General features: G+C 41.7%; 13 protein-coding genes. 12 read left to right on the top strand and 1 reads right to left on the bottom strand.

Annotated features, from left to right (window positions below):
• Window positions 1–17 precede the first annotated feature (17 nt).
• Complete coding sequence (gene alr / locus D890_RS0105365) at window positions 18–1,064, top strand: alanine racemase (RefSeq protein ID WP_018963487.1); 1,047 nt, start codon at window positions 18–20, stop codon at window positions 1,062–1,064.
• Entirely contained in the window at window positions 1,061–1,816 is a 756-nt protein-coding gene (xth, locus tag D890_RS0105360; protein WP_018963486.1) for an exodeoxyribonuclease III, read from the top strand. Before alr ends, xth begins: the two co-directional genes overlap by 4 nt.
• Before the next feature lies 1 nt (window position 1,817).
• On the opposite strand, the gene D890_RS0105355 is transcribed toward xth, so the two are convergent.
• Window positions 1,818–2,966, bottom strand: a complete 1,149-nt coding sequence (locus D890_RS0105355) for a YibE/F family protein (protein ID WP_018963485.1) — start codon at window positions 2,964–2,966, stop codon at window positions 1,818–1,820.
• Between the two features lie 98 nt (window positions 2,967–3,064).
• Here D890_RS0105355 and D890_RS0105350 point away from each other — a divergent pair, with 98 nt between their 5' ends.
• The 10 genes from D890_RS0105350 to D890_RS0105305 all read left to right on the top strand — a co-directional run bounded on the left by D890_RS0105350 (window position 3,065) and on the right by D890_RS0105305 (window position 13,885).
• Window positions 3,065–4,036, top strand: a complete 972-nt coding sequence (locus D890_RS0105350; RefSeq protein ID WP_018963484.1) for an NYN domain-containing protein — start codon at window positions 3,065–3,067, stop codon at window positions 4,034–4,036.
• A complete protein-coding gene (locus D890_RS0105345; protein ID WP_156802758.1) occupies window positions 4,008–4,880 on the top strand; it encodes a hypothetical protein in 873 nt (290 codons plus the stop codon). Before D890_RS0105350 ends, D890_RS0105345 begins: the two co-directional genes overlap by 29 nt.
• Window positions 4,881–4,982: 102 nt before the next feature.
• Window positions 4,983–6,662 carry a 30S ribosomal protein S1 gene (locus D890_RS0105340; protein ID WP_018963482.1) on the top strand — a complete coding sequence of 560 codons (1,680 nt, stop codon included), beginning with the start codon at window positions 4,983–4,985 and terminating at the stop codon, window positions 6,660–6,662.
• A gap of 20 nt (window positions 6,663–6,682) precedes the next feature.
• Window positions 6,683–7,264 (top strand): HDIG domain-containing metalloprotein, encoded by a 582-nt coding sequence (locus tag D890_RS0105335; RefSeq protein WP_018963481.1) that lies wholly within the window; start codon window positions 6,683–6,685, stop codon window positions 7,262–7,264.
• Window positions 7,233–8,264 (top strand): DNA replication/repair protein RecF, encoded by a 1,032-nt coding sequence (gene recF, locus D890_RS0105330; protein WP_156802757.1) that lies wholly within the window; start codon window positions 7,233–7,235, stop codon window positions 8,262–8,264. Before D890_RS0105335 ends, recF begins: the two co-directional genes overlap by 32 nt.
• A 99-nt stretch (window positions 8,265–8,363) precedes the next feature.
• Window positions 8,364–9,056: a transglycosylase SLT domain-containing protein gene (locus D890_RS0105325; protein ID WP_018963479.1), complete on the top strand. Its 693-nt coding sequence runs from the start codon at window positions 8,364–8,366 to the stop codon at window positions 9,054–9,056.
• Window positions 9,053–10,840: an excinuclease ABC subunit UvrC gene (gene uvrC, locus D890_RS0105320; protein ID WP_018963478.1), complete on the top strand. Its 1,788-nt coding sequence runs from the start codon at window positions 9,053–9,055 to the stop codon at window positions 10,838–10,840. The genes D890_RS0105325 and uvrC overlap by 4 nt, the downstream gene beginning before the upstream one ends.
• A 9-nt stretch (window positions 10,841–10,849) precedes the next feature.
• A complete protein-coding gene (locus D890_RS0105315; protein ID WP_018963477.1) occupies window positions 10,850–12,748 on the top strand; it encodes a copper amine oxidase N-terminal domain-containing protein in 1,899 nt (632 codons plus the stop codon).
• A complete protein-coding gene (locus tag D890_RS0105310) occupies window positions 12,745–13,647 on the top strand; it encodes a 1-phosphofructokinase family hexose kinase (RefSeq protein WP_018963476.1) in 903 nt (300 codons plus the stop codon). Before D890_RS0105315 ends, D890_RS0105310 begins: the two co-directional genes overlap by 4 nt.
• On the top strand, window positions 13,628–13,885 hold the full coding sequence (locus D890_RS0105305) for a MoaD/ThiS family protein (protein WP_018963475.1): 258 nt from the start codon (window positions 13,628–13,630) through the stop codon (window positions 13,883–13,885). The genes D890_RS0105310 and D890_RS0105305 overlap by 20 nt, the downstream gene beginning before the upstream one ends.
• Window positions 13,886–13,918: the final 33 nt, after the last annotated feature.

The raw sequence follows: 13,918 nt of genomic DNA, 5'->3' as shown, positions 1-13,918 counted from the left end.
ATTTAGGAGGATAAACAATGTGGAACAAATGGGTCGAAATTTCTAAACAAAACTTAAAGCATAATGTCTCTTTGCTAACTGATTCACTTCCTTCATTAGAACCTATAGCGGTTGTTAAAGACGATGCTTATGGGCACGATATGGGGATAGTAGTACCAGAATTGCTAAAGCTGGGTGTAAAGAAGTTTGCCGTTGTGTGCGCAGATGACGCCCTCATGCTCTCCGAACTTGGGGCAGAATGGATTTTAGTATTGGATGATTTGCCCATGCCAGATATGGCTTCTGAGTTCGCACGCAGGGGTATAAGATTCTGCATCACAGACAAGAGGTGGATGGAGAAAGGCCTGTTAGATTTACCACTAAAGCTGCATTTGTTTGTGGACATTGGCATGCATAGAGAAGGTATTCCTTGGGATGATGGATCAACCATAAAGGAAATATGTCATGTTGTGGGTGATAAGTTAGAAGGCGTCTGTTCGCATATGTCTTCTCAACTTCCTACGTCTAATCTGTTTAAAGTTCAAGAAGAACGTTTTAGGAATGTGCTTTCTCTGGTTCCAGACGGGATAATGGTACATTTGTCTAATTCAGGTTCTCTCATAAGCGGTTCTATGCCTTATGCTACACACTACCGACCTGGAATTGCATTATACGGTTATGGCTACAATGGCGTTAAGCCTGTCCTTTCTTTAAAAGCTCGCATAGTACATGAGCACACACTTATCGACAATGAAGGCGTCTCATATGACTGGTTATGGAAATCTCAGGGTTTATCGCATATTGTGACAGTTCCTGTGGGTTACGGTGACGGTTACAGTAGAAGGCTTAGCAATAAAGCAAAAGCTGGCGTTAAGAATTACACTTTACCCCAGGTTGGTGCGGTGACCATGGATTTTACCATGTTCGAAGCACCTGGAGACGTTGCAGTAGGTGATGAAGTTACTCTACTGGGGGCGTGGGGAAGTGATCATTTTTGGGCAGATGACATGGCAAATCTATTAGACACAATACCTTATGAGGTATTAACAGGCATTTCTCATAAGATACCACGGGTTCTTGTATGAAGGTCGCGTCGTTCAATGTAAACGGTATTCGGGCTCGTGTTCAGCCCGTAAAGGATCTGCTGGAAGAAGAGCAACCTGATGTGGTCTGCTTGCAAGAAATAAAATGTGAAAACGATTTGTTTCCATATACTGTTTTTGACGGGTTTCACTGCTATGTTAACGGCCAAAAAGGGTATAACGGTGTTGCCATTTGTTCAAGAAACGAATGCCATATTGTTGAAATATTAGATGAAGTAGAAAGCCGGACTCTGGGTGTTCTTCTGGATGACTTGCTGATAGTTAGTGTTTATGCTCCTCATGGAGATGTACGTGGAGCAGCTCGCTTTTTTCAAAAGTTACAGTGGTATGAGGAGTTTGCTCATCGTATCGACGACCTGCTGAAACGTTATCCCAATATACTTCTCATGGGAGATTTTAATGTTGCTGTGGAAGATAGAGATGTATGGGATGAAGTCTTGCTTAAGGACACCATAGGAACATATGACGAAGAGCGAAAAGCTTTCAAGAACATACTGGACTTAGGGTTTACTGATGCGTTTAGGTCGTTATATCCTGATAAAACACAATTTACATGGTGGGACTATAAAGAAGGAAGAGTTTGGAAAGACCAAGGCATGAGGATCGATTATGCTTTGGTTAGCGAGCAGCTTGTTAATAGGCTAAAAGATATCTATGTAATGACAAGTTTGAGAAAACGGCGCAAACCTACCCCCTCTGACCATGCACCGTTAATATGTGTGTTGGAGAAGTAAACTAATCTGCTTGATTACGGCTATTCTTTTCCAATGTCCGTTTATTCTTTCCTGAGTAAAACGCACTGGCCATTAAGGCTGTAAGCGGAATTGCCAAGATTAATCCTGCGGATGCTGCAACTGCCCTTATGGCATCACCCACAAAAAACTCACCAGTGATGTACTTGATGGCCACACTTTCTCCGGAACTATAAAGATAAACCAATAAGCCTAATTCAGAACCTGCATAAGCAAATATAAGCGTGTTAACCATGGTCCCTATCATGTCTCTGCCAATTCTTGTTAAGCTTGAAAACAGTTGAAAGAAACCTATGTCAGGTTGCTGGAGTCTTATTTCCCGCGCTGAGGATACCAAAGAAACGGCAACATCCATGGTTGCTCCTAAGGCTGCTATCATTATGGCTCCAAAAAACAGGGAAAGAGGGTTAAGGTTTTTCAACGTTGTAGAAAATTGGAAGAAAGAAAAAATCTCAGATGTTACCCCGTGGACGGAGGTAACATGAGACGCCCATATGCCGAAAATATAAGCACTTCCTATACCGAGTAAAGTTCCTGCTGTAGAAAGGATGATTTTATCAAACGTATCCATTACCAACGTGATAGTTCCTAAGGTACCTACTAAGACCGTAAGCAAGCATGTCCAAATGGGGTTATAACCATTCGCTATCATGGGTATAGCGATCTTCCAAATAAACAAACCAGTAATCAGCAGCCCCAGAAGTGCGTCTAAACCTTTGCCGTAAGCTACCAATAGTACAATCACTGCAAATGCGACAATCACTGTTATCATTCCTGAAAGCCTATCTAAATCCTGTACGTACGCATCCGAAACTTTGCCGTTGTCCATGATGGCATAAATGAATACTTTTGTTCCAGGCTTGACCATAAATGAACCATACATCGATGGATCGTATATATTCTGGGCATAGATTTCTTGATTCTTCAATGGTCCTTCGATTAACTTTACAGAAACAAGCTGTACTGTTGTCGTTTGTTGAGGTTGCTCTTGGACAACGGATTGAACGATGCCTCTATAGTAACCTTCCTCCTGTGCGCCGTTCGTAGGTACTACCCAAGGTGAAACCCTCCACAAAATAACAAGAAGTAACACTGCAATAACGCGTTTTATCCAAGGAACGAACTTAGTCATATGAGCGGTATTATAACCCAGTTTATTATTCGCAGATGTTATCATTTATAGAAGCGATTTAACGTGAAGAGTTGTTTGTATATCTTAGGAGGTTAACGGTGCAATCTGACAACAAACATTTTGGTATTTTCCTCGATCTGGAAAATTTGGCTAAGAGTCTCGAAAAATACGATAAAACACCCCAGGAACTTATGCAGAAGATTATGGATGTTTTTTATTCTATGGGCAAAATAGACGTAGCGAAAGTCTATACAGGATGGGGCGTATTTGCTTCACTTATTCCTTTTGCTGTAGATATGGGTTATGATGTCGTTTTTGTATATGCGCATAGAAGTGGCAACATTGTAAAAAACATGGCTGACATGCAGATAACAGTGGATGCTTTGAAGTACGGCTACGAAAGAGACAATATAAGCAGTTTTGTCTTTGTATCTGCTGACAGAGATTTCATTCCAGCTATAAAGGCACTTCAGGCTTTAGGTAAAGAAGTCATAGCTGTGGGAGATGACCAAATAACATCTGAAGCGCTGAAAAATTCGGCAGATGTTTTTGTATCACTGAGTGAACTTGCGGGTGGTTTGAAGAACTTGTCTAAAAACAGAGCTGGAAAAGATTTTGATGGCTTTTTTAATACTATAGGTGGAATCATACGTTTTATTAAGTTTATGAATTATGAGCTATCCCCTTCAATACTAAAGGAGATGCTCACCATGGTTATGCCTGACTTTACAGAACATGACTGGGGATATCCAAACTTCAAAGCGTTGGTTAAAGACTTAGAAAAACGTGGATTGGTGGAGATTGTTGATTCAAATAAAATGAAAATGGTTCCCACAGAGAATATTGATAAGTACGATTACGTGGTGCCTCAGATGGATGTGAATAGGGTGAAAGAATTGGTCTCCAATATGAATAACGTTAGTAGCCTGGTGGAAGAACTAAGAAACTTGGATAAGCAAGGGATAAGAGGCGGGAAAGATTATTGGGATGCACTTATCAGGTTAGGGAATGAATTACATTGGTGGCATGTGAATGTTGGAGGTGCAGATTTTGAAAAAGAGGAACAGTAAAGCAAAGAACACACTTTTTTACATTGTCATAGGCGTTGTCTTAGTTGTGGTAATCGTCGGTGGTATATGGTTTTTATCTGGTCAAAAATCTCCTGCCAAAGCCGCCAAAAAATTCGTTGAAGCATGGGCAAACTATGATATCGCTGCCATGAAAGAAGTTAGTACTGAAGAAATGTCAGATGGTATGGATACTGCTTATTTTCAATCTATATTGAGTTCTATTGAAAGCATGCGGCAGGTTACAGCAGATAGCGAGGGCATACCTGTGGCGTCTGTGGAGGATCCACTAAAGTGGACTAACTGGAAACTTCATTATAAAACGATTGGAGATAATCAGGTTGAAGTTACTGGCAGTGTGGTGACGTTGTACTCTGCCTATGATGACAAAAATGAAGTCAGTAGAAATATACACTGGATCATCAGCACCGAAAAAAATGGTAACGATTATTTTGTAAGTGGCGTTAAGGTAGTTGCTGACACCCCTCAAGATGCTGTCCTTTCATTCTTAGACGCGCTAATGTCGAGAAACATGTTCTATGTGAAGAAAGTTATTTCATCTAATCCTGATGATGGTCTTGCTAATTTTCTTGCCAGCATGGATTTGGAATTTACCCAGGGCTTTGCAACGAAAGGACTATTCTTTGTCCCTGTTTTGGATAAAAACGATGTTTCCAACGAAAACAAAGTTCACGTTAGTTATACGCGTGTTGGAGTTAGCAGTAGCTCCTCCGGTAGTTCATCTTTAACGAGTGACGTCGTGCTTGTTAATGGTACATTTACCTGTTCTTTAGAAAATGGTCACTATGTTGTGAAAGATGTGAGCTTTCAAGAGGTGAGTGGCTAACTTATTTAGGTGTTAAAATGTATTGTTGTATATATTTGTGAAGAATTTCATTTCGTATAGTAGGGTGAAAATTCTAAGAAAAGTTTGAGGAGGTAATGAAAGGTGGAACCCCGTGAAGACAATTTCAACGAAGAATTCGATGTAGAAATGGCTGAAAGAGGCGATCTTGTAGAAGGTACGGTATTACGCGCTGATGTGGATGGGCTGTGGTTAGATATTGCGAGTAAATATGATGCTTTTCTTCCTTTGGAAGAATGCACCAGTGAATTGATCCATCAAGTACAGGAGGGAAATGTACCCACAAGCATAGATGTTATCGTTACAAAGACAAACGATGATAAAGGGTACATATCTGTTTCTCAGAAGAGAGCAGCATACAGGAAACTTTGGAAAGATGTTGAGGAATGGGAAAAGAGCGGAGAAGTAAGAAAACTCAAGGCTGTGAGTGCTGACGATAAAGGTGTTTTTGTGGATCTTGGTTCGGGCATTCTTGGATATGTACCTGCTTCTCAGTTAGATATTAGATTTGTTCGTGATACAAAAAAATATATTGGTCATACATTACGTGTGAAGGTATTAAGAGTTAACCGTAGGAAAAACCAAGTTATTCTCACACAAAGGGAAGTACTGGAAAAAGAGCAGAAGGAACGAGCTGAGAAATCTTGGGACCATCTTAAAGACAGTGACATTGTCCGTGGGCACGTAAGCAGAATAACGGATGAAGGTATTTTCGTTGATTTAGGTGATCATATAGAAGGTTTTGTCCCGAAAGATGAACTTGATTGGAGACCTATAAAGAATATCGCTCGTGTATTTCGTCGCGGTGATGTTGTCAGAGCGAAAGTTCTTTCCGTCGATGATGAGAAGAAAGAAATGACGCTCAGTATTAGATTAGCCACACCGAATCCATGGCAGCTTTTTGCTGAAAAGCATGCTGTGGGCGATATTGTTAGCGGACGTGTGCTTAGATATCTTCGTGGTGGTCTTTTGCTTCTTGTGGATAGGGTTACCGGTTTAGTTCCCGCTCAAGAAGTGTCATGGAAACGTGGTGCAAAGGCAGAGGACTTATTCAAAATAGGCGATCACGTAAAAGCCAAAATTGTCAGCTTTAATGAGGAAACGCAGGATTTGATTTTGAGCATCAAAGAAGCCCAGGGAGACCCGTGGGAAAACGTGGAAAAGGATTTCCCAGTAGGATCGCATGCCCAGGGAACCGTAGTGAACATAACAGATTTTGGTGTGTTTGTAGAGCTCGCTCCAGGTGTAGAAGGTTTGGTTCCGCGCCGTTATGTCAGCTGGAAGCGGTTCAAAGACATTAGTGAAATTGTCAAAGTTGGTGACCAAGTCGAAGTAATCGTATTGGGCATAAACACTACAGACAGGAAGATAACATTATCCATGCGAGATACAAAACCTGATCCATGGGAAGAAGTAGCCCAAAACATACAGCCCGGACAACTGGTTAGAGGAAAAGTCGTAACCGTTATACCTCAGGGTGTTTTTGTAGAAATTGCTGAAGGTGTAGAAGGTTTTATTCATGTGTCACAGCTTTCTACTAGAAGGATCGACGATCCTAAAGACGCTGTTAATGAGGGCGACGAAATCGTAGCCAAGGTCATAGGTATCGATGAAGAGAGAAGACGCATATCTCTATCCGTTAAGGCTATTCATGTAGATAAGGAACGCGAAGAACTGCAAGAGTTTCTCTCAGAACAAGGTGACGATAAATTCACACTGTCGGATATTTTAGGCAATTTGCTCGGTAGGGAGGTTTCTCTCTGAGCGAGCTGTTAGAAGAGCTTTTGCACAGCATAGATTCGAACGTAGACTTAGAGCGAATCTATGCTGTGTATGACAAATACAACTTGCCTGATAACGTAAGGCGCCATATCGAGGCGGTTGCTTTAGGTGTGGCTCGCGTTATCGCGGTTCTTCAAAAAAAGGGTGTAGATATTGACGTTGATTTGCTAATTACTGGTACACTTCTGCATGACATAGGTCGGAGCGTTACACACGATATTTCCCATGGGGTCATAGGATCAGAAATTGTTTTGAGAGAAGGATTTTCTCAAGAAGTGGCTAATCTTGTAGAACGCCATATCGGAGCAGGTCTGACAGAGGAAGAAGCGAAAGGTTTTGGCTTGCCGGTAAGATCTTATGTGCCTGTTTCTTTGGAAGAAAAGATTCTCGCTGCTGTTGACAATTTAGCATTTGGTGATAGAATGGCGTCCAAAAGTGAGTTTATTGATGATATTAAGCGAAAATTTGATACGACTCCGTTGTCAGAGCGTTTTTTTAAACTGTATGACGAAGTAAGTAGTTTATTGGGAGAGGATTTATCCCTTGTGGTACGTGGAGAGAATTCGTTCTCTCAGAGTTTATAACTTCAGAAACCTGCAAAATCAGCAGGTAGAAATTCCTGATGGTCTGACTGTTCTCGTAGGCGAGAATATGCAGGGCAAGACGTCTTTCTTGGAAGCTGTTTTTCTTGCTTCCACTGGTCGTTCATTCAGAACTCGCAGCGTTGCAGATCTTATAAAGTGGGGAGAAAATCAAACTCAGGTAGGTTTGGAATTTGACGGCTCTACCTTGCTTTTTGGAGCATCTGTGGAGCCAAAATCCAGAAGTTTTACCTTAAATGGGGAACGTATTAGCAGTGCCGAAACACCTCTCGCTGGACAAGTGCTCTATTATAGTGATGAGTATTTAAACTTGGTTGAAACGGCCGCTGGATTACGCAGGCTCTTTGATCGGTTGATGGAGCTTAGTGATATAAAGAATTTGAAGCTTTCAAATGAATATAGGAAATTGCTGGCTGAACGCAATGCTATGCTGTCTTCAGGGTTCCTTAACGAACCGCTGAACGATGTTCTAACGGAACGTATTGATGCTATTTCAGAAGAGTGGCGTGACAAGAGAGTAAAGTTCCTCCAACTTGTAGAAGCGTCCTTAAACCTTAGGTTCGCTTATGTTTTTCAAGGGGATTACAGGTTTTCTTTCTCCACAGAGCGCAGTGACATTCGTAATCTACAGTTGGAAATGCAAAAGAAATTTACCATGTTTGGTTATCACCGTGACAAGATCTCCTTATTGGTAAATGGGAAAAGCGTAAATACGTTCGGTTCAAGAGGCTTTCTAAAAACGTTGCTTACGTTCATTTTCGTAAGAACAGCAGAGTTGGTACATGAACAGAATGGTTACGTTTTGCTGCTTTTGGATGACTTTAATGCTAATGTGGACGATATAAGGTGGAAGCGCATGCTCAAACTACTTCCAGAGCGTCAGATTATAGCGGCAACGACAAAAAGCTGGGATCAAGTAAATTTAGGAAGAGATTACAACATACTCATCTGTGACCAAGGTACGATAACTCCGAGTCTTTAGTGTATAATCCAATCTTCTATGTCCCTTAACTATACGGCATACTCCCATATGGTATAATCCAAGGACCTTAGCTTAAGTTTTTAAGGAGGTGTTAGCATTATGCCGTTGCAAATGTGGTCCCTACTGGTGCTATTACTACTCGTCATGGTTATCCTGTTAGTTGTGTTGCCACCTGTGATAGAAGCTAAGCCTGTAGGAGAAGAAGCACTACTCATGAGTAAGCCAGGAAATTCTTGTCAAATAAGCGTAAGCGCAAGTTCCACGAGCGGTAAAGTAAATAGGAATGAGCCGTTCTTGGTAGAAAAGATGGCAATGCAAGCAGGGGCCAGTGCAAATGTTGCATTGGCTTTAGGTAAGGCATATAGAAGTTGTAATCCAAATCATTTGTCTGCTGCAGTGTTTATCGGTGTGATAAAGGCAGAGAGCAATTTTAATCCGAAAGATGTTTCCAGCGCTGGAGCTAAGGGCGTTATGCAGTTGCTGTCAAGCACCTTTAGGACTTATGTAAAAGCATTTCCCAAGTTATTTTCAAAGGATGATATTTTTGATCCTTATGAGAATGCTTGCGCTGGCTTACTCTATTTGAACGACAACTACGAGGCTTGGCTCGGGCACGTTGATAGTTCATCTGAGGCATTGGATCTCGCAGTAGCTTCTTACCTCACAGGTGTCACACAACTCAAGAGTTCGGGTTATAGCAGTAGAATTTATGACGGTAACAACTTTGTTAGCGAGTATGTGTCACGGGTAAAACTTTATGCTCGGGACGTTACACAAGCTGTGACAAGATGATCGAACAGGACTTTCATGAGGCTGCTCCACATAATCCTGGCGTGTACATTTTTCATGGTAAAGCCGGGCAGGTAATTTATGTTGGCAAGGCAGCAGATCTTCACAACCGACTGGCTGACTACGCTCGTAGTCAGCCAGGTCAAAAAGAATACCTCATCGTTAGCAATGCGGAAACGGTGGAATGGATAATTGTAGCAAACGAACGCCAATCCTTAGAACTGGAAGAAACCCTGATAAAGAAATATGCCCCTCCTTACAATGTCCTTCTCAAAGATGGAAAAGGATACAGTTACTTACGGATTGACTTGAATCAAACATATCCCAGCGTTGAAATTGTACGCATTAGGCAGAGGAAATCTAAACCTGGGCAGTTATTGTTTGGTCCCTTTGTACCTTTAAGGGTACCTGATCTTCCCGGGAAAATCCGTGGTGATCTGAAGAATCTTATGCAGATTGCAGAAGAAGTTTTTGGAATAAGGTCATGCAGAGGGACTCTAAAGAATCGCACACGCCCTTGTGTGTATTACGAAATAGGGCGTTGTTCAGCACCTTGCGTGGGTGCTATAAGTCCAGAGGAGTACCGGCAGCGTGTGGAAATGTTTGTAAGGTTTTTGAATGGCGATACCGCTCAAGTTGAGTCAAAAGTTAGGCAAATGATGGATGAAGCAGTTAAAAACCTTAATTTTGAAAGAGCAATAGACCTCCGGGATTTACTGTACACTGTCAGACGTATCGGCATGCAGAGAGAAGCAAATGTAAGAGGGAGTGCTGATGTCATGGCATTTTCTCTTAAAGATGATATAGGGGCAGGTTTTGTGGTTTCTGTTAGGGATGGCATGATTACGAACGTTTTCGGATTAAAGTATTCTTCAGGTTCTGTAGTTACACTCGATGAAATTATCGATAGTTTCTTTAGAGATTATGTGCGTGTATATCATGAGGAGAACATAGTAGTGTACACGCCATCAGATGTAGCATCAAAACTTAAGGAGGTTGCACTATTACATGGAGTTGTTGTGGAAATGGTGCCTCCAGAATGGGATGCTTTGTTGAAGGTTGCGCAGGAAAATGCTGAGAGTTTGCTCGAGCGTGACGAAGGTAACGAACGTATAAAACGGGGCTTGCTCCGTATTGAAGAGGAACTTCATCTGGAACATATGCCTACACGTATAGAAGGATTCGACATGGCACAACTTTTCGGAAGTGAGCGGGTAGGTGGGAAAGTAGCTTATATAAATGGGCAGTTTTATACGCCTTGGTATAGGCACTATAGGATAAGAGGTTCTTATAAAGACGATTTCTCTTTTATGTATGAAGTTGTTCTACGTCGATTACAGGAGCAAGATACAGGGCTACCTGATCTAATGCTCATAGATGGTGGGAAACAACATCTTAATGTGGTAGAAAGAGCCATGGACGAAGTTGGAATACATGTTCCTGCTGTAGCAATAGCCAAGCCTGACGATAGATTTTTTGTGACGTGGAAAGATGACCCCATTATATTGCCTCCTGAAGATGTGGGAAAACAAATTCTTCAGACCATTAGGAATGAAGCACATCGATGGGTTAATTCATATCATCGTAAGCTTAGAGAGGACTTTGGCGATATATTGTTGAATGTACCAGGCATCGGCAAAGTTAGACGGCGTAACCTTATAGATACTTTTGGAGGCATGGTAGGCTTGCAAAGTGCAAGCAAAGATGAGCTCATTCAGAAAGGTGGCTTACCAGCCAAAGTAGCAGAGAACCTGTACAGAGCGCTTCATCCCGACGAATTGGGGTAAAATGAAATTATGAAGAAATTTCTATCCTTGAGCCTTGTATTAATACTGTTATGCACTCAACCCATCTTTGCGCAAACGTCAGGCGAGCAACGTTGGTTCAACTATACGCCATATCATTTTGTTGTCTCCGTTTTCGACGATAATGGGCAGTTAGGTTATTTAGATTCTTCCATGACTGTGTTCTTTCCTGGTGGAGCTACTCTATCCTTAAAAGGAAATGATTTTTCATATGTTGCTATGACGGGTTCTACACTATTCCTTCAGGACTATTCAGGCAACGTAAAGGTAATGGAAAATGGACAATGGAAAACATTAGGAGCTTATGATGGCATTTCCTTTGATCATGGTGTCGTTTGGGTTTGGAAGGGTAACCACATTTATTCGGCGCAGAAAAGTGCGGTTTTGAGTGAGGTCTCTTCCGTGCCTGCAAGAGTAATATCCGTAACAGGTACATCTGGACGTGCCATTGTTTCTACTGCTGAAGGGGTGAATAAATGTACCGGTTCATCGTGCCAACTTGTGGATGAGCGTGTTTGTGACATGGCTTGGGTACTTTCTAATAATGAAATTGCTTGCCTCAGGTCGGATGTCCTTTCCGTTGGTAATGGTGAATTTTATAATGATGTAACCAGTGTTTCTTTTTATCAAAACGTGCTTTATTTTATTTCTGCGAACCATTTGCAATCGTTTGACGGAGAAAGGCATGTAAATATCGCAACAGTTCCTCCTAATACCCTTCTTGAAGGCGGGTTTCTGGTGCAACCTTCTGGAACATTTGAACTTAAGGGAACTACACTGACAAAATACTCAAGCCAGATTCGTGCTCCATTTAACGGTAAATTATTGCCTGGCCCTGCCTTAGCTTGGGATAGTTACAGAATGACATATTCTGCAAGCAGCTGGACTGATCAATATGAACAAACAACGTTTTTGCGTAGTAATGGCATGCTGTCTTGGGAATCTGGTGGTAGTAGTTATGAGTGGAACGGAACTGTTCGGACGGTTAAGGGCACCATTTTCGATGGTTTTGGCGATATGCAGGAAGGTTATTTGCTTGTGCGCGTGAAAGACAATTTGAATCGACCACGTGTCTTAGTGGTAGATGCTTCTTCTGGAAAGCCTCTTTATGGGTTTCAAACGACGGCGATAATGTCTTATGGTTACACAGGTGAAGGGTATTTTATTTCCACGGCAGACAGTATAAAATTACTGTCTTTAGGTACTATTTCTAATATTTCTACAGAACTTTCTGCGGAGCATGTAGCTATAATTAACGGCGTTACGTATTACAGTAGTGGAAATTATCTCGTTGGCCCAAAGACTTATAAATTTCAGAGCCCTATACAACAAGTACTTCCTTCAGATAAAGGCGTTTTAGTGCGTACGGCGTCTTCTATCTACCTTGTTTCTTCGGGTGATATAAAAGATGTTGGAATTGTTTACGGAAATTATCCTAAAAACGTAGAAAGTATGGTATCAGATAATGGCAATATTTTCCTGCTCGCGCAAGATGGTGTTTACGGTTTAATGCCTCAAGTGCATGTTGTATTCCAAGTTGGTAATAAAAGCTATTCTATTAATGACGTCACAAAAAACATGGATGTAACAGCCACTATAATTAATGGCAGAACTATGGTGCCTATTAGGGTTGTTTCAGAAGCGTTTGGTTACAGCGTGGGATGGGACGAGAGTCAGAAAATGGTTACCATTAGCGGTATGGGGCATATCGTAGAGTTATGGAGTGATAGCACCACAGCTATGGTTGATGGTGGTCCACTTAAAGTGGACGCTTCTCCACAGATAATCGATGGTGTGATGGTAGTGCCTGTTAGATTCATCGTAGAATCTATGGGGTTGTCTGTTGCTTGGTCTGATTCTACGAGAAAGGTGGAAATCACCCTTCCATGAAAGTATTGGTTGTCGCACTTAGCCCTGCTCTGGACCAGGTGAATGTATTAGATGACCAGGTCGAAGAAGGAAAGATATATAAGAGTGCAAGACGTTATCGGACGGCTGGTAGCAAATCGCTAAATGTAGCTCGATTCTTGTCACGTTTGGGGCATGAAGTCCATGTTGTAGGTTTTTTCGGGTCTCGCATTGGAAATTGGCTCGTCGATGAATGCAGAAAAGAAAGCGTTACCGTTCACCCAATTGAATGCAGTGACGATAACCGAATTAACCTTACATTATTGTCGGGATCAGAGGAATATGTAATTTCAGATAGGCATCAACAAATTAATGAGCTTGAAGTTTCTGAACTTTTTAATACTTTCCGCTTGTTATCTTCATCGTTTCCATATATCGTGTTCGCTGGTTCAGTTCCCAGTGGCGTAGATGCTGAACATTATTCCGCCTTAGCACATATTGCCAACGAAGCTAACGCAAGAGTCGTTTTGGACGCGAAACCGCAATTTTTGCGTGCGGCATTGCCCAGTGCCTGGCTCGTAAAGATTAATCAATTTGAAGCGAAAGGACTAGATCTAAACGCACTTTCCTTGAATGCCGGAATAACATGCCAGCAACGAGGTGCTTATTTCAAGCCATATGGTGGTTGCTGGTTAAAGGTGGACGTACCAGAGGTCAAAAAAAGGAATTCTGTGGGAGCTGGTGATGTTTTTCTTTCTTATTTACTGGATGGTTATTGGAGATGGCAAAGCTGGGATGAGGCACTGAAGTGGGCGTCTGCTGCTGCGAGTAGCAGTGTTACCACTGAGCCCATTGGAGAAGTTGACCAGCTTGTTTTTGACTATTTACGCAAATCGGTTCGTTTGAAGGAGGTTGACTTTAATGGCCAAGGTGAAGATTAGTTTTATGGGCGATTTCGCGGATATAGGTTGTCCTAACATGGAGTTGGATGCAAAAGATTTTTATGATTTGGTCATCAAAGTTGCAGAAGCATGTCCCGATCTGCGGAAATTCTTACTCGATGGAACAGAGTTAAAAACAGATTATTTAGCGTTCTGTCATGGAAAGGTTATCTCTGATCCAACTACCACATTTAAGGACGGTGATGTTGTTACCTTTTACCCCCCAGTGACCCTTTAAACATTGCTGATTTATTAATTTATAGTGACTTTT

Origin of the sequence: Coprothermobacter platensis DSM 11748 (genome assembly GCF_000378005.1) — a bacterium.
GTDB classification, from domain to species: domain Bacteria; phylum Coprothermobacterota; class Coprothermobacteria; order Coprothermobacterales; family Coprothermobacteraceae; genus Coprothermobacter; species Coprothermobacter platensis.
The sequence above is the reverse complement of the archived record's forward strand: the minus strand, read 5'-3'. Positions and strand labels throughout refer to the sequence as shown.

Coding starts and splice junctions, on each gene's coding strand:
- D890_RS0105305 (WP_018963475.1), top strand. CDS start 13,628: ATGGCCAAGGTGAAGATTAGTTTTATGGGCGATTTCGCGGATATAGGT.
- D890_RS0105355 (WP_018963485.1), bottom strand. CDS start 2,966: ATGACTAAGTTCGTTCCTTGGATAAAACGCGTTATTGCAGTGTTACTT.
- alr (WP_018963487.1), top strand. CDS start 18: ATGTGGAACAAATGGGTCGAAATTTCTAAACAAAACTTAAAGCATAAT.
- D890_RS0105310 (WP_018963476.1), top strand. CDS start 12,745: ATGAAAGTATTGGTTGTCGCACTTAGCCCTGCTCTGGACCAGGTGAAT.
- D890_RS0105325 (WP_018963479.1), top strand. CDS start 8,364: ATGCCGTTGCAAATGTGGTCCCTACTGGTGCTATTACTACTCGTCATG.
- xth (WP_018963486.1), top strand. CDS start 1,061: ATGAAGGTCGCGTCGTTCAATGTAAACGGTATTCGGGCTCGTGTTCAG.
- D890_RS0105315 (WP_018963477.1), top strand. CDS start 10,850: ATGAAGAAATTTCTATCCTTGAGCCTTGTATTAATACTGTTATGCACT.
- uvrC (WP_018963478.1), top strand. CDS start 9,053: ATGATCGAACAGGACTTTCATGAGGCTGCTCCACATAATCCTGGCGTG.